The organism is Bacteroides sp. OF03-11BH, assembly GCF_003604005.1.
In the GTDB taxonomy this organism is placed as follows: domain Bacteria; phylum Bacteroidota; class Bacteroidia; order Bacteroidales; family Bacteroidaceae; genus Bacteroides; species Bacteroides ovatus.
This window is the reverse complement of the sequence record NZ_QTMW01000028.1, coordinates 1-20,744: the sequence shown is the minus strand read 5'-3', so window position 1 is coordinate 20,744 and position 20,744 is coordinate 1. Positions and strand designations below refer to the sequence as shown.

At 46.3% G+C, this 20,744-nt stretch carries 17 protein-coding genes and 4 pseudogenes; 15 read left to right on the top strand and 6 right to left on the bottom strand.

What is annotated here, in order from left to right; all coding sequences use genetic code 11:
- The first annotated feature begins 8 nt into the window (after positions 1–8).
- From DXA54_RS18470 to DXA54_RS18405, 14 genes and pseudogenes are all read left to right on the top strand, one after another.
- The gene (locus DXA54_RS18470; protein WP_010803765.1) at positions 9–344 is read left to right on the top strand and encodes a DUF4133 domain-containing protein; all 336 of its coding nucleotides are present in this window, start codon (positions 9–11) and stop codon (positions 342–344) included.
- Positions 341–2,365 (top strand): annotated as a pseudogene (locus DXA54_RS18465) (TraG family conjugative transposon ATPase); the annotation flags it as partial. The gene DXA54_RS18470 and the pseudogene DXA54_RS18465, both read left to right, overlap by 4 nt.
- A gap of 630 nt (positions 2,366–2,995) precedes the next feature.
- Complete coding sequence (gene ltrA, locus DXA54_RS18460) at positions 2,996–4,642, top strand: group II intron reverse transcriptase/maturase (protein ID WP_120080297.1); 1,647 nt, start codon at positions 2,996–2,998, stop codon at positions 4,640–4,642.
- An 8-nt stretch (positions 4,643–4,650) separates the two neighbouring features.
- Positions 4,651–4,824, top strand: a pseudogene (locus DXA54_RS28570) (TraG family conjugative transposon ATPase); the annotation flags it as partial.
- 558 nt (positions 4,825–5,382) lie between these two features.
- Positions 5,383–7,194, top strand: coding sequence for a reverse transcriptase/maturase family protein (locus DXA54_RS18450; protein WP_120080353.1), 1,812 nt, complete (start codon positions 5,383–5,385; stop codon positions 7,192–7,194).
- 101 nt (positions 7,195–7,295) lie between these two features.
- Positions 7,296–7,742, top strand: a pseudogene (locus DXA54_RS18445) (conjugal transfer protein TraG); the annotation flags it as partial.
- A gap of 11 nt (positions 7,743–7,753) precedes the next feature.
- Positions 7,754–8,380, top strand: coding sequence for a DUF4141 domain-containing protein (locus DXA54_RS18440; protein ID WP_004325453.1), 627 nt, complete (start codon positions 7,754–7,756; stop codon positions 8,378–8,380).
- A 19-nt stretch (positions 8,381–8,399) separates the two neighbouring features.
- Positions 8,400–9,395, top strand: a complete 996-nt coding sequence (traJ, locus tag DXA54_RS18435) for a conjugative transposon protein TraJ (RefSeq protein WP_120080295.1) — start codon at positions 8,400–8,402, stop codon at positions 9,393–9,395.
- A 127-nt stretch (positions 9,396–9,522) separates the two neighbouring features.
- Complete coding sequence (traK, locus tag DXA54_RS18430) at positions 9,523–10,146, top strand: conjugative transposon protein TraK (protein ID WP_004309966.1); 624 nt, start codon at positions 9,523–9,525, stop codon at positions 10,144–10,146.
- A 4-nt stretch (positions 10,147–10,150) separates the two neighbouring features.
- On the top strand, positions 10,151–10,447 hold the full coding sequence (locus DXA54_RS18425; RefSeq protein ID WP_120080293.1) for a TraL conjugative transposon family protein: 297 nt from the start codon (positions 10,151–10,153) through the stop codon (positions 10,445–10,447).
- Positions 10,425–11,747, top strand: coding sequence for a conjugative transposon protein TraM (gene traM / locus DXA54_RS18420; protein ID WP_120080291.1), 1,323 nt, complete (start codon positions 10,425–10,427; stop codon positions 11,745–11,747). Before DXA54_RS18425 ends, traM begins: the two co-directional genes overlap by 23 nt.
- A 100-nt stretch (positions 11,748–11,847) precedes the next feature.
- The gene (gene traN, locus DXA54_RS18415; RefSeq protein ID WP_120080289.1) at positions 11,848–12,783 is read left to right on the top strand and encodes a conjugative transposon protein TraN; all 936 of its coding nucleotides are present in this window, start codon (positions 11,848–11,850) and stop codon (positions 12,781–12,783) included.
- A 2-nt stretch (positions 12,784–12,785) separates the two neighbouring features.
- The gene (locus tag DXA54_RS18410) at positions 12,786–13,367 is read left to right on the top strand and encodes a conjugal transfer protein TraO (RefSeq protein WP_120080287.1); all 582 of its coding nucleotides are present in this window, start codon (positions 12,786–12,788) and stop codon (positions 13,365–13,367) included.
- A gap of 13 nt (positions 13,368–13,380) precedes the next feature.
- Entirely contained in the window at positions 13,381–13,821 is a 441-nt protein-coding gene (locus DXA54_RS18405; RefSeq protein WP_120080285.1) for a DUF3872 domain-containing protein, read from the top strand.
- Between the two features lie 50 nt (positions 13,822–13,871).
- Here DXA54_RS18405 and DXA54_RS18400 read toward each other — a convergent pair whose 3' ends face one another.
- The 6 genes and pseudogenes from DXA54_RS18400 to DXA54_RS18365 form a co-directional block, all read right to left on the bottom strand.
- Complete coding sequence (locus DXA54_RS18400; RefSeq protein WP_120080283.1) at positions 13,872–15,377, bottom strand: RNA-directed DNA polymerase; 1,506 nt, start codon at positions 15,375–15,377, stop codon at positions 13,872–13,874.
- Between the two features lie 130 nt (positions 15,378–15,507).
- Positions 15,508–15,989: pseudogene (locus DXA54_RS18395) on the bottom strand (DUF6956 domain-containing protein).
- A gap of 15 nt (positions 15,990–16,004) precedes the next feature.
- Positions 16,005–16,223, bottom strand: coding sequence for a DUF3873 domain-containing protein (locus DXA54_RS18390; RefSeq protein WP_120080281.1), 219 nt, complete (start codon positions 16,221–16,223; stop codon positions 16,005–16,007).
- 76 nt (positions 16,224–16,299) lie between these two features.
- Complete coding sequence (locus tag DXA54_RS18385) at positions 16,300–16,833, bottom strand: antirestriction protein ArdA (protein ID WP_120080351.1); 534 nt, start codon at positions 16,831–16,833, stop codon at positions 16,300–16,302.
- A gap of 633 nt (positions 16,834–17,466) precedes the next feature.
- Positions 17,467–17,988 carry an ORF6N domain-containing protein gene (locus DXA54_RS18370; protein ID WP_120080277.1) on the bottom strand — a complete coding sequence of 174 codons (522 nt, stop codon included), beginning with the start codon at positions 17,986–17,988 and terminating at the stop codon, positions 17,467–17,469.
- An 84-nt stretch (positions 17,989–18,072) separates the two neighbouring features.
- Positions 18,073–19,308, bottom strand: a complete 1,236-nt coding sequence (locus DXA54_RS18365) for a site-specific integrase (protein ID WP_120080275.1) — start codon at positions 19,306–19,308, stop codon at positions 18,073–18,075.
- 604 nt (positions 19,309–19,912) lie between these two features.
- On the opposite strand from DXA54_RS18365, the gene DXA54_RS18355 reads away from it, so the two are divergent.
- Positions 19,913–20,527, top strand: coding sequence for a TetR/AcrR family transcriptional regulator (locus DXA54_RS18355; RefSeq protein ID WP_005924132.1), 615 nt, complete (start codon positions 19,913–19,915; stop codon positions 20,525–20,527).
- The last annotated feature ends 217 nt before the right edge of the window (positions 20,528–20,744 follow it).

Sequence of the window (20,744 nt, the reverse complement as noted above, 5' to 3'; positions counted from 1 at the left end):
CAGCGGCTATGTCTGAATATCCGGTAAACAGGGGTATCGGGAAGCCGGTGGAGTTCAAGGGGCTGAAAAGCCAGTACCTCTTTATCTTTTGCGGCGGCTTGCTCGCCGTCTTCGTGGTGTTCATCGTCCTGTTCATGGCGGGCGTGAACCAGTGGCTATGTATCGGTTTCATCGTGTCGGCTTCGCTGCTGCTCGTGTGGCAGACGTTCCGGCTCAACGCACGGTACGGCACGCACGGGCTGATGAAAGCAGCCGCACGCAAAAGACACCCACGCTTCATTATCAGCCGAAAGGCGATACCCCGGCTGTTCAACTACAAAAGAAGAAAGGAAGAAAGAACATGAGGAATACATTAAAGGCTACCACGCTGGAGAGGAAATTTCCACTTTTGGCGGTGGAGAACGGCTGCATCATTTCAAAGGATGCGGACATAACGGTGGCTTTCAGGGTGGAACTGCCCGAACTGTTCACCGTCACCAGTGCCGAGTACGAAGCCATACATTCGGCATGGTACAAGGCAATCAAGGTGCTGCCCGACTACTCCATAGTACACAAGCAGGACTTCTTCATCAAGGAGAGCTACCAGCCCGACACGGAAAGGGACGAACTTAGTTTCCTGTCCCGGAGTTTTGAACGGCATTTTAATGAACGCCCGTTCCTGAACCATTACTGCTACCTGTTCCTGACGAAAACGACAAGGGAGAGAAGCCGCCGACAGAGCGACTTCTCCACCCTCTGCCGGGGCAGGATTCTCCCTCGGGAGATAGCCGACAAGGAAGCGGCGGCAAAGTTCATCGAAGCGGTCGGGCAGTTCGAGCGCATCATGAACGACAGCGGTTTTGTCACCCTTACCCGGCTGGCGGCATCGGAAATCACCGGGCAGGACGGAAAGGCGGGCATCATCGAGAAATACTTCTCGCTCTCGCAAACCGACACTACTTGCCTGAAAGACATCGGGCTGTACCCGGAAGAAATGCGTGTCGGGGACGATATACTGTGCCTGCACACGCTCTCGGACGTGGAAGATTTGCCCGGAAAGGTCGGGACGGACTGCCGATTTGAGAAACTGTCCACTGACCGGAGCGACTGCCGACTGTCATTCGCCGCCCCGGTGGGCGTGCTGTTGTCGTGCAACCACGTCTATAACCAGTTCATCTTCATAGACGACCACGCCGAAAACCTGAAGAACTTCGAGCAGACCGCCCGGAATATGCAATCGCTCTCCCGCTACTCCCGTGCCAACCAAGTGAACAAGGAGTGGATAGACGAATACCTGAACGAAGCGCACAGCAAGGGGCTTATCTCGGTGCGCTGCCACTGCAACGTCATGGCATGGAGTGATGACAGGGACGAACTCAAACGCATACGCAACGATGTGGGAAGCCAGCTTGCACTAATGGAGTGCAAGCCACGCCACAACACCACCGACACGCCCACGCTCTTTTGGGCGGGCATACCCGGCAACGAGGCGGACTTCCCCGCAGAGGAAAGTTTCTACACGTTCTTGGGGCAGGCTCTCTGCCTGTTCGTGGAAGAAACGAACTACAAGAGTTCGCTTTCGCCGTTCGGCATCAAAATGGTGGACAGGGTAAGCGGTCGCCCGCTGCACATCGACATATCGGATTTGCCCATGAAGAAAGGCATCACCACCAACCGCAACAAGTTCATACTTGGGCCGAGCGGTAGCGGGAAGTCTTTCTTCACCAACCACATGGTGCGCCAGTATTACGAGCAGGGTGCGCACGTGCTGCTGGTCGATACGGGTAACAGCTACTTGGGGCTGTCCCAGCTTATCCACAACCGCACGCACGGCGAGGACGGGATTTATTTCACCTACACCAACGAGAACCCGATAGCGTTCAACCCGTTCTATGTCGAGGACGGGGTATTTGACATCGAAAAGAAAGAGAGTATAAAAACCCTTATACTCACCCTGTGGAAGCGGGACGATGAAGCCCCCAAGCGGTCGGAAGAAGTGGCGTTGTCCAATGCGGTAAGTGCCTATATCGAACGTATCACGGGCGACAGGTCGGTAACGCCCTGCTTCAACACGTTCTACGAGTTTGTCCGGGATGATTACCGCCGACAGCTTGAACAGAAGAACGTCAGGGAAAAGGATTTTGACATAGACAACTTCCTGAACGTGCTTGAACCGTACTATCGTGGTGGTGAGTACGATTACCTGCTGAACTCCGACAAGGAGCTGGATTTGCTGCATAAACGCTTCATAGTCTTTGAATTGGACAACATCAAAGACCACAAGATTTTATTCCCGATAACGACCATTATCATCATGGAAGCCTTTATAAACAAGATGCGCAAGTTAAAGGGAATAAGGAAATTAATACTAATCGAGGAAGCTTGGCTGCGACATGTAAGTCTTGTATATGATTGTTTAACATTCCATTCCACGCGCTGGAAATAGAACGATTAAACCTGTTGTTTCGTCAACAGTAGCCTATGGGAGCGTGCGATAGTAAGCAATGAGGTCGTGCGATAGCAGAACCAACAATGAAGCCCTTCCGAAAGGAGAAGTCAGAACCGCGAGGGAACGACAACTGCCGTTAGTATCGAATGGCAGGGGAGCTAGGCTGAATGGTATGAATAACGTAATGTGAACCGTTGATAAACGTCGTAACTTCGAATGAGCTGTTAATGATACTGGGCTCTAACCCAAAAGGGACGCAGTCGGATAACCTTCTTCATGCTAAGGTTACACGAACATGATGACTGCCGGCGGATAGACGGATTCTAACCCATTCGTTTGTCATATACAAGAAACATGGTAAACCCGTATTTCTCCTGTATAACAGCAGGTAAGCAAACCGTAAGGAAAGCCGAATGAAATGCGGGCAGAGGAATGTGGAAAAAGCGAATGCCGTTCTGTAATGGAGCGGATAGAGGTTGAAACATCACCTCACACGAAAGTGGGCTGACTTCCGCAAGGTGACTTTTTACAAGAAACTTTTAGAACTTATTCAAAGGAGAAAAGCAAATGAACGAAAGTAAGACATCGTGTGCATCTACTGACCAAAAGTGGAGCACCTGGGAAAGTATAGACTGGAACAAGTGCGAAATAGCGGTTAATAAGCTACAAGCACGTATTGTAAAAGCTCAGAAAGAAGGCAAACACGGCAGGGTGAAAGCCTTGCAGTGGATGCTGACGCATTCGTTTTACGCTAAAGCTTTAGCGGTAAAACGTGTTACATCGAACAGAGGCAGTAAAACTGCGGGTGTTGATAAAGCTGTGTGGGCAACTTCCAACAGTAAATTCAAGGCCATCAGCGAGCTGAGAAGAAGAGGCTATACCCCTCAGCCTCTAAGAAGGATACATATTAAAAAGAGTAACGGGAAGTTGCGCCCATTAGGGATTCCGACGATGAAAGACAGGGCAATGCAGGCATTGTATCTGCTCGCATTGGAACCTGTGTCAGAAACAACTGCTGACAGCAACTCCTACGGATTCCGTAAAGAGAGAAGTGCTGGCGATGCAAGAGAACAATGTTTTTGCGTCCTTGCCAAGACAGCTTCTCCCGAATGGATTTTAGAAGGAGACATCAAAGGTTGTTTTGACCATATCAGTCATGACTGGCTGTTGGAAAATATTCCAATGGATAAAGTCATGCTGAAAAAATGGCTCAAATGCGGTTTCGTTTTCAACAAGGAATTATTCCCTACGGAAGAAGGAACTCCACAGGGTGGAATTATCTCGCCAACTCTTGCCAATATGACATTGGACGGTCTGCAAGCAATGCTCGCAGAAAAGTATTATAGGAAATCCGTTAAGGGACAAGTATATTATCCAAAGGTTCACATGGTTCGATACGCAGATGATTTTATCATTACGGGAAGGACTAAGGAAGCATTGGAGGAAATAAAGCCGTTAGTGGAGAACTTCCTTGAAAGTCGGGGACTTACTCTATCAGAAGAAAAGACAAAGATAACCCATATTGAAGAGGGCTTTGATTTTCTCGGGTACAATATCCGTAAATACAATGGAATACTTCTAATAAAGCCGTCCAAAAAGAGTCTGAAGGGATTCATGGAGAAAATCAGAGGAATCATTGATTCTAATAAAGGTAGTAAACAGGAATCTCTTATAAGACTTTTGAATCCGGTAATAGTCGGTTGGGTGAATTACTACAAGAATTGCGTGGCTTCGGACACATTCAGAAAAGCAGATTACTTGATATTTGAAAAGCTATGGCAATGGGCCAAGAGACGACATCCCAAGAAAGGTAAATATTGGATTGCCAGCAGATACTTTACACGAATAAAGAATCGTAACTGGTGCTTTGTGGCGAACTTCAAAAGGGGTAAAGCGGATGATAAGATTGCCCTCAAAAGACTGTACGACACGAAAATCACCCGATACGTAAAAGTGAAAGGTGAAGCCAATCCTCTCGACCCTGAATGGAAAGAATATTTTGAAAAGCGCAAGACTTACAAGATGCTCAAGTCGCTTAATGGTAGAAAATCATTGCTGTATATGTGGGAAAGACAAAATCATTTATGCCCCATATGCGGAGAACCCATAGACAAAGAACACTCGTGGGGAACTAATGAAAGAATTGTCAATGGAAAGAAAGTTAATTTCTTGGTACATGACAGTTGCAGAAGAAAAGTCATTCAACTTAAATAGATGTAACAATGAGCTGGTTTCTATTAGATAGAAATTTAAAGTTGCTTGAGCCGTATGATTGGAAACTTTCACGTACGGTTCTTAGGGGGGAAAGGGGCAGTAATGCCCCCGACCTACCCGGCAAGGCTATCGCACGGGAAGGCATGGCCGATTATATAAAATTTTTATGTGCGCCCGTAAAGGTTGCATCGTAAATATCTCTTTGGCAAGAGATTAGGAAAGTGTTCTTTGAAAATGACCTATCATCAGCCGACTTATCTGTTTCGGGAAAACTTAACCGAGCAGGGAGTGTAGCATGTCGGAAAAGTCATAAGTCAGTTAGTTACCAAACTGCGACTGAATGGCGAGATGAAAAGATAGATATGAGGATAAAGTCCGAATTGATTGAACGATAGTCTGAGTGGTCCCCCTTGAGACTATGGCGTAAGGTAACTATCAACCGCCATATCGTGATACTACTTCAGTGAATAGGTATGAATGTAGCAAGAACTTATCACGACACAAGCGCAGTAAGCGATTAAAGGACGGAAGTCGTATCCGACAATCTATCATGCCAACAGTTACGATGTAATAAACGGGGATTACCTATCCCGAAGTGCCGAAAGGCTATTAGGTTCGACCTATGAAAATTCGGAGTGGTAACGGAGCTTCCATAGTAGTCCGAGCAAGGTAACACCTTGTACATGGCGAAGGGAAGCAGCTAATTATTAATACAATTAATGGAAAATGTGAGAGACATTATGAGAAGTCCAGAAAGAGTATTAAACAGTCTGTCAGAACACAGTAAGGATGCAAGCTATAAGTTTGAACGCCTTTACAGAATTTTGTTCAATGAGGAAATGTTCTATGTTGCCTATCAGCGTATTTATGCTAAAGAAGGTAACATGACTAAAGGTTCGGACGGTCAGACCATTGACAACATGAGCCTGAAACGAATTGAAAAGTTGATTGATACGTTAAAAGACGAAACGTACCAGCCCCAACCGTCAAAGAGAGTGTACATACCGAAGAAAAACGGTAAGAAAAGACCTCTTGGCGTACCGACTTTCAATGACAAGTTGATACAGGAAGTGGTAAGAATGGTATTGGAAGCCATATACGAGGGGAGTTTTGAATATACCTCGCATGGGTTTCGTCCCAATCGAAGCTGCCATACTGCATTAACTCATATCCAAAAGGAGTTTAGCGGTGCAAAATGGTTTGTAGAGGGAGATATAAAAGGCTTCTTTGATAATATAAACCATGATGTATTGATAAACATTCTTTCGGAACGCATTGCGGATGAACGATTCATCCGATTAATACGCAAGTTTTTGAAAGCTGGATATATTGAAGAATGGCAATTCCACAATACTTACAGTGGCACACCGCAAGGTGGTATCATCAGCCCGATATTGGCTAATATATACCTTGACAAGCTGGATAAGTATATAAAGGAATACACAGCCAAATTCGACAAAGGGAAGAAACGAAAATTCAGTAGAGAAAGTATGGACTTTGGCAATGCAAGAAAACGTATTGTGCGAAGATTGAAGTTCGTAAAAGACGAAAGGCAAAGGACAAAGCTAATCCTTGAACTGAAAGCAATAGAACAAGGACGGGCTAAATATCCCAACGGCGAAGAAATGGATGCCGATTACAGAAGAATGAAATATGCAAGATATGCAGATGATTTTCTTGTGGGAATTATCGGAAGCAAGCAGGATGCGCTACAGATAAAGGAAGATATTAAAAACTTCCTTGCTGATAAATTGGCATTGGAACTGTCCGATGAAAAGACACTTGTCACTCACACGGAAAGACCAGCCAAATTTCTCGGATATGAAATCACTGTAAGAAAGTCCAACGACCAAAAAAGGGATAAACGGGGTAGATTAAGAAGAACCTATGGTAAAAGGGTCTGCTTGAATGTCAGTATGGAAACTGTCCGTAAAAAACTTTTCAATTTGGGAGTCTTGGAACTGACAAACCGTAACGGAAAGGAAATATGGAAACCGAAATGTAAATCGGGACTGATATTCAATGACGACCTTGAAATACTTGATAGTTATAATCGAGAAATCGTGGGTTTCTATAACTATTACTCCATAGCCAACAACTGCGCCCATGCCTTGAATAATTTCAGTTACATCATGGAATACAGCATGTACAAAACGTTTGCAGGCAAATACAAGTGCCGCACACGTGAGGTAAACAAGAAATATCGTAAGAACGGTAGGTTTACCATAAAGCACATGACTAAAACTGGTGTAAAGGAAAGATACTTTTATGATGGTGGGTTCAAACGAAAAAAGCCCACCTATAAATCGGAATGTGACACTATGCCACGGACAATTTATACCGCAGGGCGGACAAGCCTTGTTGAAAGACTGAAAGCCCGTGAGTGTGAATTATGTGGAGCGAAAGACGACCTTGTTATGCATCATGTAAGGAAACTAAAGAACTTACAGGACAAGGAAAGCTGGGAACGACACATGATTGCCCGTAAACGCAAGACGATTGCCGTGTGCAGGAGTTGTCACAAGAAGATACATGACGGAAAGATAGACTGAAATTAGTGGAGAGCCGGATACGCTGAGAGGTGTAAGTCCGGTTCGGGGGCGAGCTTTTGGAAACCTGCCATAGAAATATGATAAGGCGCCGGGTGCTTAGCCTACACAAAACCGTCCGAAAGTATTTCGGGGAAGCGATTGTGGTAACGCAGGAAGTGGAAGATATTATTTCCTCGCCCATAGTGAAAGAGAGTATCATCAACAACTCGGACTGTAAAATCCTGTTAGACCAGCGAAAATATCTCAACAAGTTTGACAGCATACAAAACCTGCTCGGACTGACCGACAAGGAGCGTTCGCAGATATTGTCTATCAACATGGCGAACCACCCCGGACGGAAGTACAAGGAAGTTTTCTTCTCGCTGGGCGGCACGCAGTCGGCGGTGTACGCCACAGAAGTTTCGTTGGAAGAATATTACACGTTCACGACAGAGGAAAGCGAGAAAATGGAACTGTTCGCCCTCGCCGAGAAGCTGGGCGGCAACCTTGAACTGGCTATCAAGCGGCTTGCGGAAAGCAAACGCAATCCCCAATCATCAACAACTTAAAAATCAGGAACATGAAGAAAACAATTCTCCTTATGGCGGTATGCCTTTGCTTCATCGGCAAGGCATCCGCACAGTGGGTGGTGTCAGACCCCGGCAACTTGGCACAGGGTATCATCAACACCACCAAGCAGATAGTGCAGACTTCCACCACAGCCAAGAACACGCTGGACGGCTTCATGGAAGCGCAGAAGATTTTCCAGCAGGGTAAAAAATATTACGATGCGCTCAAAGCGGTGCATGACGTGGTTAAGGGCGGTGTCAAGGTGAAGAAGTCCATTGAACTGGTGGCGGAAATCTCCGAAATCTACGTGCGCAACTTCCAAAGTATGCTGGCAGACCCGAATTTCACGCCTGACGAACTGTCGGCAATATCGTTCGGCTATGCCAAACTGATGTCGGAAAGCTCGGACGTGTTGCAGGACTTGAAAAATGTAGTGAACATCACGGGTATGTCGCTGACGGATGCCGAACGGTTGGCTATTATTGATAATGCCTACCGAAGCCTATTGAATTACCGCAACCTCGTGAACTACTACACCCGCAAGAACATATCCGTGTCCTACCTGCGGGCAAAAAAGAAGAACGACACCGACCGGGTGCTGGCTCTCTACGGATCGGCGGATGAACGCTACTGGTAACATATAAATCGGTATGCCTATGTTATTAGCAGCAGTGGATTTTGACAACCTGCACCAAGTGTTGCGGGTGCTTTACGATGAAATGATGCCCTTGTGCAGCAACATGACGGGGGTAGCGAAAGGGATAGCCGGGCTGGGAGCTTTGTTCTATGTAGCCGCCAAAGTGTGGCAGTCGCTCGCACGTGCCGAACCCATAGACGTGTACCCGCTCCTGCGTCCCTTTGCGCTGGGGCTGTGCATCATGTTTTTCCCAACTTTCGTGCTGGGGACTATCAACACGGTGCTGTCGCCTGTGGTGAAAGGGTGCAACCAGCTTATGGAAACGCAGACTTTCGACATGAACGAGTACCGGGCGCAAAAAGACCGACTGGAATATGAAGCCCTGATGCGAAGCCCCGAAACGGCTTACCTCGCATCGGACGAGGAATTTGACAGGCAACTGGAAGAACTGGGCTGGTCGCCCTCCGACATGGTGACTATGACGGGTATGTACATGGACAGGGCGGCGTACAATATCAAGAAGTCCGTCCGGGACTGGTTCAGGGAGTTGCTGGAAATACTCTTTCAGGCGGCTGGGCTGATTATAGACACGTTGCGCACGTTCTTCCTGATTGTGCTTTCGATACTGGGTCCGCTGGCGTTTGCGATTTCCGTCTATGACGGTTTCCAAAGCACGCTGACCCAGTGGATTTCACGCTATATCTCCATTTACCTGTGGTTGCCCGTGTCCGACCTGTTCAGCAGCGTGCTGGCACGCATACAAACGCTGATGCTCCAAAAGGACATTCAGGAACTTTCAGACCCGAATTTCATTCCTGACGGGAGCAGCACCGTGTATGTAATCTTTATGATTATAGGTATCGTGGGCTACTTCACCATTCCTACGGTGGCAAGCTGGATTGTCTCGGCTGGCGGCACGTCTGCCTATAACCGCAACGTGGCACGGGCGGGGTCAATCGCCGGGGCTGCGGTCGGTGCGGCAAGCGGGAAAGTAACCGGGAAACTACTCAAATAAGACGGTTTCCACTCGGTAGCTACCTTGACCGTCACTTGGTAGCTACTTTGACAACCTCTTGGTAGCTGCCTTGACAAAGGGGCTGCAATAGAAAGATTTTAGAAACATTATTAGAACATACAAGAAAATGGAATTTAAATCATTAACGAACATCGAAACGAGTTTCCGGCAAATCCGGCTCTTTGCGCTGGTATTCATCTGCCTGTGCGCACTAGTGACGGGCTTTGCCGTGTGGAACTCGTACAGCTTCGCCGAAAAGCAACGGCAGAAGATTTACGTCCTCGACAACGGCAAAAGCCTGATGCTGGCACTCTCGCAGGACATGGCACAGAACAGACCCGTTGAAGCCAAATCGCACGTGCGGCGTTTCCACGAGCTTTTCTTCACGCTCTCGCCCGACAAGGGGGCTATCGAAAGCAACATCAAACGCTCGCTGTTCCTTGCCGACAAGACCGCTTTCAACTATTACAAGGACTTGGCGGAAAAGGGCTACTACAACCGGGTGATTTCCGGAAACGTCACGCAGACGGTGGAGATTGACAGCGTGAAGTGCGACTTCGACCAGTACCCCTACAAGGTGAACACCTACGCCCGCCAGTTGATTGTCCGGGAAAGCAGCCTGACGGTCAGAAGCCTTGTGACCTCGTGCCGGTTGCTCAACGCCACACGGAGCGACAACAACCCGCACGGCTTCATCATCGAAGCGTTCACCATTACCGAGAACAAGGATTTGCAAACCGTCAAGAGGTAGCCTTATGGAGAGAATACGAAACTACATCGAAAAGGTGCAGGACTGGGCGGACGACTGCCTACGCCGAATGTGCGGACGGATTACGCCGGGCAAAAGGCTGGCGGTTATCCTCGTGATGTTCTTCTTTTTCGGCGGCTTGTCTATCTACATCACCGTTTCATCAATCTACAATATCGGGAAACGGGACGGCAGGCGGCTGCAAATAGAACATATCAAACAACTGCCATTGCAAGGCAATGACACAATCAACAGTATCAACCCCTTAAACAGACCGGAATATGGAAGAAGTACAGAAGAATGAGAACGGCACGACCGTACCGCAGGCGGACGGGAAGCCGAAAAAGGAAGATAAACCCAAACGGGAACTTACCCCGCAGCAGGTGCAGCAGCGCAGGAAAATGATAGTCTTCCCGCTGATGTTCCTTGCCTTTGCCGGGTGCATGTACCTGATATTCGCCCCCTCCGGCAAAGAGGACGTGAATGTGGAGAGCGTGGGCGGCTTCAATGCCGACATACCCCTGCCCGCAGAGGACGGGATTATAGCCGACAAGCAAAAGGCTTACGAACAAGCGATGCTGAACCGCAAACAGCAGGACAAGATACAATCCTTGCAGGACTTCGGTTTCACGGGGGACGATGAAACGGAAGAACCACAAGCGGAAATCGACCTGATGCCGGAAGAAGATGCGAAGCCACAAAGGGGCGGCGGTGCTTCTTCACGGGCGGCTTACCGGGACATCAACCGCCAGTTAAGCACGTTCTACGAAACCCCGGCGGTGGACGAGGAAAAAGAGGACTTGAAGCGGCAGGTGGCGGAACTGACCGACCGACTGCAACAACAGCAGAACGCCACACCCACCGCTGACGACCAAATGGCTTTACTTGAAAAGTCCTACGAGCTGGCGGCAAAGTACATGGGTGACGGAGGGCAAAACGGACAAATGGCACAAGTGCCTGTTGCCAGGACTGTCACCCAAATGCCGCAAGCCCAGCCCGTGCAGGCAATCCGGGAAACAACCGTATCGGGATTGCAGCAACCCATGAGCGATGCAGACTTCATCCGGGCTTACAGCCAGCCACGAAACTGCGGCTTCAACACGGCGGTAGGCACGGGCTACGCTATGGGCAGGAACACGATAGCCGCCTGCATCCACCAAGACCAAACGCTGACGGACGGGCAGGCGGTGAAACTCCGGCTGCTTGAACCCATGCAGGCGGGAAACATAGTCGTGCCGAAGAATACCCTTGTGGCGGGGACGGCAAAAGTGCAGGGCGAACGGCTCGACATACTGGTGTCCTCGATTGAGTACGCTGGCAACATCATCCCGGTGGAACTCGCAGTGTTCGACACGGACGGGCAAAAGGGGCTTTCCGTCCCGTCCTCTATGGAGCAGGAAGCGTTCAACGAAGCAATGGCGAATATCGGAAGCGGGCTGGGAACAAGCATTTCCTTTGCCCAAAGTGCCGGGCAGCAGGTGGCTATGGACGTGACAAGGGGATTGCTGCAAGGAACGTCCGGCTCCCTCGCCAAGAAGTTCCGAACCGTGAAAGTGAAGCTGAAAGCAGGCTATAAAGTCATGCTGTATGCCAAACAACAATAACCATTTTATCAACCACAGAATCTTTGCCAATGAGAGCAGAGCCAAACTTGTTTGGGCTATGCCGAATGCAGCAAGATTTATGTAAAAATTTCAATTAACGATGAAACAGATTTTTGTAATGTTCGCCCTCTTGCTGGGCGTGTGTGCGGCAAACGCACAAACCACTGACACCGTAAAGTATGCGGCTGGCAACAACTTGTACCGGGGGATTACCCGGAAACTCCCGTACCGCCAAATGGTTACACCCTATGGCGTGGAAGTGACCTTTGCCAAGACGGTGCATATCATCTTCCCCGCCGCCGTCCGCTATGTCGATTTGGGAAGCAACCACATCATAGCGGGAAAGGCGGACGGTGCGGAGAACGTTATCCGGGTGAAAGCCACGACAGAGGGTTTTCCGGGCGAAACGAACTTCTCCGTTATCTGCGAGGACGGCAGTTTCTTTTCATTCAACGCCAAGTACGCCCGTGAACCGGAAATGCTCAACATCGAAATGAAAGACTTCTTGGAGAACGAGGACACCAGCGACTTTTCGCATACCCGCATGAACATCTATTTCCGGGAATTAGGTAATGAAAGCCCGCTGCTGGTGAAACTGATAATGCGGAGCATCTACAAGAACAATGACCGGAAAGTGCGCCACTTGGGTAGCAAGCGTTTCGGCATACAGTTCTTAATCAAGGGGATTTACACCTATAACGGGATGCTCTATGTACACACGCAGACAAAGAACAGTTCCAACGTGCCTTTCGATACCGACTTCATCAAGTTTAAGATAGTCGATAAGAAAGTGCCCAAGCGCACGGCTATTCAGGAAACGGTGTTGGATGCGGTACGCAGCTACAACGAAGTGATAGAGATTGCCGGGAAATCGACCGTCCGCACGGTGTACGCCCTGCCGAAGTTCACCATTCCTGACGACAAGCTGCTGCTGGTGGAACTCTACGAGAAGAACGGCGGGCGGCATCAGGTTATCCGGGTGGAGAACGCCGACATCGTGAACGCAGAAGTGATTAACGAACTAAAAATCAAATAGGGATGAAACGGTTTCTATTTATCGGAATACTCTTTGTGCTGTGCCTGACCTCGTTTCAGGCACACGCACAAAGATACCTGCCGGGCATGAAAGGCTTGCAGGTCACGGCTGGTATGGCGGACGGGGTACACTGGAATGATAACACAGATTTTGCCTACCACATCGGGGCGGCATACAGCGTTTATACCAAGAACGCCAACCGCTGGGTGATTGGCGGGGAGTACCTGCACAAGAAGTATGACTACAAGGATATGCAGATACCCGTAGAACAGTTCACCGCAGAGGGCGGCTATTACCTGAAATTCCTATCGGACAGGCGAAAGACCTTTTTCCTTTCATTGGGATTGTCGGCACTCGCCGGGTATGAAACGAGCAACCGAAGCGAAAAGCTCTTGCCGGACGGCTCTACCTTGCTGGATAAGGACTACTTCATTTACGGGGGTGCGCTGACACTGGAACTGGAAGCCTACCTGACCGACCGAGTGGCTCTGCTACTGAACGCAAGGGAACGGGCATTGTTCGGCTCGGACATCGGCAAGTTCCACACACAGGTATCTGTGGGACTGAAATTCATTATCAACTGACCGCTATATAATAATGTATATGAAGAATGTAATGTATAAAATCATCATGGGCTGCTGCATCGTGGCCGCCCTCGTGCTTGTCACCGCCTGTAATGACAACTTGGATATTCAGCAGGCGTACCCGTTCAGCATCGAAACACTGCCAGTACCCAAAAGGCTGAAAGTCGGGGAAACCGCCGAAATACGCTGCCAACTGGTGCGTGGCGGCTATTACCAGCCGACTACCTATCAAATCAGGTACTTCCAGCCGGACGGCAAAGGGAAGCTGGAAATGGATAACGGCACGGTGTTCCTGCCCAATGACCTTTACCCGCTGGAAAAAGAAACGTTCCGGCTCTACTACACTTCGGCATCGACAGACCAGCAGACGATTGACATTTATGTAATTGATAGCTTTGGACAGATGCAACAGCTTTCGTTCTCGTTCAATAATGATAGCAGTGATGCTGAATAATGAGAATATAAACAGAATAAGCCAATGAAAAACATTGGCTTATTCTGTTATCAATAATCAAAGATAGAAACTTCATCTATATTTATAATAGGAGTAAATGTATCTCTAAGCCAATTAGTACACATACTATATAATGGAAACTCTGCTGTATATTCATCCTTTAGCCATTCATTATTCCATATCTGTACATTTGGCTTATTCTCTACTATTTCACACAAAGGTTCTGTATAGCCCATTGAAGTATTCATTTGGAAAGTTATTCGTTGCATCCATAATTGTAAATATCCAATATTCGGCAAACGGGAGAATTTATTGCAAATATTTTTAGCCATAGTTTCTCTTTTGTCAGTAGTGTCCAAATGATTAATTAGATTGCTGATAATAGAAACAGTTAAACTATAGACCTTAGGACTGTTCATCGCTATTTCTACTACTATGGCTGATAGAACTCCTACATTTTCCGACAAGTTGTCTATTGCAGAAATACGTTTTAAGAATATAGTTAATAATTTGGATATTGTACCAGAGTTGGGATATTGTTTTGATAGACACAATATATAAAGAAGTTCCTGTTGTAGTGTGTTGAATACAGTTTCTTCCCCCTTGTAAATAGGAAGATTGGCTATATAAAATAATTTATCTGCTTTAACAGAACTTTCTATAATATCTTCACACAATTTTGTTTTTGAACTGTTCAACTGAAAATTCAATTTTGCAAGAGTAATTTGAAGGGTCATTGCTATTTTTTCAAGTTCTTCCTTACTATTACTAAATATCCTATAATCATCACGGTATCGCAATATTTTGTAATGAGTAATTCCCATTCTTTGTAGTTCCTCATACAGCAATAAATCAGAGTAACCTAATACCATCTCTGCAATAAAGTCAAATAAGACTCCACCTTGAGGTATGCCATTCGTCTGAGCATATTGCATCCCCATAATGTATTTGTCTATATTATTGCCTAAATTGTCTTCTTGTCTATGTGATTTTGCATAATCTATTCCATGCAAAGCCCATGCTATAGAATGAGTATAAATAGAACCATAGCAATTCGTAATGTCAGTAATAAAAATATACTTATATTCTAAAGAAAGTTCTATAGACCTTTGTTCTATATGTTCCCACCAAGATTTAATTGTAGTTGCCATCACACTTTTATCTTTTTTCTCTTTTAACATCGGTATGCTTACAACTTCAATACTATCTTTCTTAAAATCTGCAAATCTTTGTTTGAGAAATTTCCAATTTTTAGGTTTGGTTATTTCTCGAGCTAAAAAATAATACAAGAATGGATTTGCTAATTGTAGTGGTCTATAGGCATAACGTCCATCCTTATTTACTAAAAAGTCATAATTTACATTTTCATAATCGGATGGAAGTTTTCTAATATCTTTTAAACATTGACTAAAGTCTTTTTTCCCAACCTTATCTTTCACAAATTTCAGAATCTTATCAAAACTAAAATATATAGGTAGCGATAGCGTACTATAATTTGTAGGTTGTAAAAAGTAATCCAACGCTTTAATTGTTGATAACTCCAGTATATTTTTCATTATGTCCTATCATTTTTTTGCAAAAATACAATAATTATCTATTCAACAGATTATAAATGGGTTTCTTTGCTACTTTATTTTCCGGCACTCACGAAAGAAAGTAGCGGCGGCAAACAGCCGCCGTTCTCTATCAACTGCTTTTAAGGCTCTTTATGGACGTGTATTTCTCTAACCACACTTTTACCTGTTCCATGTTATATTCACCCGTGATGATTGCCGTATGGTCGTCTATGGCTACAAACCGGACACTCTCGTAGCTGTTTACCCAGCCTTGCAGGGAACAGACACCCCACATGTCCACATCTTCAAAAACACTGCGGTCTATCCGGCTGATTGGCTCGCCGAAAACTACCGTCATTATCTGAAAGTCCGGTTTATCCTCCAGCAGTTGCAAATAGTGCAACGTGCCGAACTCGTCAATTTTGCGCCCCCACGCCCACACATCATTATACAAATCATCGCCCCACTGGTGCGGATGGTCGAAACGGACTTTTACCTCTATGGTGTGTTCGTTTTCTTCTGTGTCCTCGATAACGCCCGTTACCATTAAACCCGTAAAATACACTCGCAACGCTTGCCGATAAGCTCCTTGTTTACTTCTGTCGTTTTCATGTCCCTGAAATTTACTTATTTATTACTCCGTTCTTTTTTCGCTATCCACCCGTCACGCCTGCGGCGGCACTCGTCCAGCGTTTTGGCTACCGTGCTGAAAAGTTCCATATCGGTATGACGGTAGTCATATTGATAATAAATCTGTCCCTTGAAAGCCCCTAAACGGCATTTCACGAACTTTTCTTCTCCCGGTGCTTGGGTGATGCTCACCCCGTTTTTGTTAAGTGACTGCATGATGTATTATTTTTTATGGTTATAAACTTGGTTGTTTTTAGCGGGCAGGGCTTTGACATCCTGCCCGGATTGGTTGTTATGCCGCACGGAACACAAAACCGTCATCAAACCAGTAATCGCACATAAACAGGTCACGGGCAAACTTTTCATAATCGAAATAGGTCTTTGCGAACTCCGGCAGGTCGTAACATTCTTCTATAATTTCATAGGCGAAATCTTCTTCATCGTCATATTGACCCCGATACTCGTCCCGGAAATCACGTACAAGGTCGTCCGCATCTTCTTCGCCCAAATCATGGCTTTTGTAGTTGCACCACACGAAAAAGGCTTCCTGCTCGGTGTCGTCCAAATCCTCCACCGCATCACGCAAGGCAAAGAAGTTTTCAGAAATCCAGCTTTCGCCGATTAAGCCCTCCGGCACGTTCTCCCAGTCTTGAAACATATATTCCGCATCTTCCTCGTCCTTGTGCAGTTCCCGGCAGGCTTCGTAAAATTCTTCCTTGTCCGAATAGTTCGACAGGTCGAGCCATGCGCCGGACAATGAACCGTTGTTATACTTGCCGTAAGTGCCTACATAAACTTTTGCTTCCGATAATACCTTTGCTTCCATATTGCTGTAATTTTTAAGTTTTTTGATTTTATGCGGATTCAAGAGGTGAGGGAGTTGAAGTTTCACTGAACTTTTTTCCTGTTTCCCGTAAATCCGACTTTTTTTTATGCGTCTTCCGGTCGGGTCGGTCGTTTTCGTTTCACATAGGCGTAAAAGGGTAGTGTTTAGAGTTTGCAAGGTTTTGGGCAAAAAATACCTCGCAAGGCAGGGAAGATTTTTTCGCCAAACCGGAACGGCTCGACCTTGCAAAATCGTGAAGAACACGTAACTACCTTTGCCTATTGAAATGATTAAAACGACTGTCCCGGCTGAGGGACTGCGTAAGAGGAAGATTTACATTTAGGGAAACTGGGGAAAAGTGCCCGTCCTCTTTCGTCTTTTAGGGAACACTCTATGCGGGCGGGAAAGGCAAGGGTGTTGTGAGCTTGCTTGCAATACGCTTGTGCGGGGTTCCAACGGCTCTTTTCACGAAATACAGTCAGCCATGCCACGCACGGCTGGCGTTTCGGGGAATGTGCCAGTTGGAAAAGGATATAAAAAATGCGGGTAGTCGGTGGACTGCCCGCAAGGTGGAAGAATGTACTTTATTGGGATATAGTTTGTTAGGTAGGATTTTGTTACCGGAATCGTTACCTATTTGTTACCGGAACGCTCATAGGTAACGAAACCTACCGGACGGCGTTCTTTCTGTTGTTTCGACTGGCTAAAAAGCTGGGTAAGAGCGTGGTACAGTTCATTGAACTGCGCATCGGTGCTTACCTCCAGTTCCTCGATTCGCTTTAATAGTTCCTCGTAGCCGATTACCATTTGGCGCATGAGGACAAAAGCCCGCATGATTGAAATGTTTACTTCTATGGCTACTTTGGAACGGAGAACCGAAGAAAGCATGGCTACCCCCTGTTCGGTGAAAGCCATAGGCGGGGTGGGCGTGTGACGGATGTTGTCAGGGAACTTATCACAATTTGTGATAAGTTCTAACCACTCGTCTTTGTTCAACTCAAACATGAAATCACTGGGGAAGCGGTCTATGTTACGTTTGACCGCTTGTTTCAAAGCTCGTGTTTCCACTTGATAGAGTTCTGCCAAATGCAAATCAAGCATCACTCGGCAACCTCTGACTTCAAAAATTTTGTTTTGGATAATCTGTAAGTCCATAATCGTATATTTTAGGAGATTTAGTAATGTTGGAATAATAGTAAGGACTGGTCACAATTTGTGACCAGTTCCCAACAATCAAGATTACATAGCGACTTCCTTGTAAATCTTCTCGATGCCGACAAACTTCTTGTCAAGCCCCTGCATATCGCTGCCTATCTTGCTGTTGGTGATGCGGGCATAGATTTGGGTTGTTTCGATATTGGTGTGTCCCAGCATCTTGGACACCGTTTCAATGGGTACGCCCTTTGACAGCGTGGTAGTCGTTGCGAACGTGTGCCGGGCAAGGTGAAATGTCAAGTTCTTTTTAATACCGCATACATCGGCAATCTCTTTCAAGTAGGCGTTTAGCTTCTGATTGCTGATTACGGGAAGTATCTTGCCATTCGGTAACTTGCCCTTGTACTTCTTCAAAATCATCTTGGGAATATCCAGCAGAGGAACATTAACATCCGTATTCGTCTTTTGCCGCTTTGTCATTATCCAAAGGTTGCCGTCAAAGGATTTGCGTATATTATCTTGCGTAAGCCCGGCTACATCTATATAGGCAAGCCCGGTGAAGCAGGCAAAGATGAACAAGTCCCTGACGTGTTCCAGCCGCTCGGAAACCATTTTCTTTTTAAGGATAATTTTAATCTCGTCCTCTGTCAGATAACCCCTGTCCACTTTTTCCAGCCGGATTTTATAATTGGCGAACGGGTCGTTCACCAGTATGCCATTGTTGCGGGCAATGATGATGATACGCTTGAAGAACTGCATGAACTTGGCGGTGGTGTTGTAGCCGCACTTGCAGGCGGTACGCAAATACAACTCAAAATCGGTAATGAACATCAGGGTAATCTCCTTAATGGATATGTCCGATACGGTGTACTTGCTTTGAATGAACTCGGCAAGGTGGCGGCGAGTGACTTCATACTTTCGGTAAGTTGCTATCGTCTTGGATATGCCGACCAACTGCTTCACATCGTCATTGTGCTTTTGGAACAGGGTAAGGATTGTTTCGTGGCTCTCACTATGACCTAAAAACTCGTTCTTCACTTTCTCTGCGGTCACGTAGTTGTCACTCCGCTGCATTTCGTGGTAAATGGTGTTCAAGGATGCGTTTATATCATCCAGCATACGGTTTATGCGGCTGGCTTCCGAAGTACGTCCGGTAGCCTTGCCCATTTTACCGTCCCAAATAGAGGGTAGCACGTCCAGCTTGGTGTTAAAACGGCTCGCCACGCCGTCCACTGTGATACGGGCAAAAAGGGGGTACGCACCGTTGGCTTTCTGCTTGTCTTTCTTTGCGTAAAAGCAAATGTTGAATGTCGATTTCATAACTCACTTTTTAAGTTGCAAAACTATTGTAATTCTCTAAAAATGAGTTCTATGCAGGCAAGCCAAATAACGACAGGACTTCGCCAATTTCGGACAATCTGTACCCCCTTTCCGTTTTTGTTTGTCGGGGGTACGAGTTAGGTTATGAACTTTGTCTTTTAGGGGCGAAAAGGTGTACTTTAAGGCAGACACAAGGGAATAAAAAAAGTCCCACAAATCATTGAATTTGTGGGACTTGTCTGCTTACTGTCCGGTATTGTCCGGTTAGTTCAGCGGAGAGACAGGGTTTTGAACCTATAACTCTAACCGCTTATATTTCAGCTACTTTGCTTTCAAAATTTCAAATAGGTAACGAAACAGTAACGATTTTCAGATGTTGGGCTTGTCCAACTTTGACCGCTGTTTGTCTGCCTAACTTTCGAGTTCAAAGATACGGCTTTCTTTTGAAACTCGCAAATATCTGATAATAAATATTTTTGGGTTAGTGCAAGGTGCAAGCTATATATATAAATATATACTTGCACCTTGCACTAAAAAAAAGCACTGGGGTACAAATGCTTAAAACAAAATCCGTATCTTCGTAACCGATTAAAAACAAACGTGTATGATAATAACTAACCGTGAAGAAGTAATAGATAAAGCGTTCGGCGTATTTGTCAGGATGAACTACGAGAAAGCAAGCATCATCACGCTTGCCAAAGCCTGCGGGGTGACAAAAACGGGTATCGTTTATTATTTTCCGCACAAGCTGGATTTATTCATGGCTGTGGCGGACAAATACGTGTTGCAAATGCACGAACCGGAAAACAAGTTTGCCGCTCCTGCCGATACGTTGGCGGAGTTCATCGGGCAATACGTGGCGGGGGTAGCCGCTTCCATGAAAAGGATTGTTGAACTGATTGGTGATAATAGCAGCCCGCATGATTGTAGTCCTAACTTCTACTACTTTCACTTTCTGTCACAAGTGCGTATGTACTATCCGGGCATCAGGCAGAAAATTGAGAAAATCTACCGACAAGACTATGACCTATGGGAGAAAGTCATACAGAAGGCAAAAGAAAGCGGGGAAATCAGGAGCAACACGGACGTGAAGAAAACGGCTATCATGTTCCGGCAAATGTTTTTAGGACTGTCATACGAACAAGCATTTCTAAACGGTTTGAACGTGGACGAACTGGCAGAAAATTTTCGCCATATCTATTCGCTGCTTAAAGCCTGATACTCTTTTGTTTTTTTAACCTCGATTATTTTTGAACAGATGTTCAAATAATGGTATTTTTATCTTATCTTTGGAGCGAAGCAAAATTCAGCGACATGGATAAGGTTCAGAAACAAAGAGGAAGCATCGTGCTACACAAAGAAACAAGGGACGGTGCGGATTACATACGGGTAGGCTAAGCACCCAGCGCCTTATCATATTTCTATGGTAGGTTTCC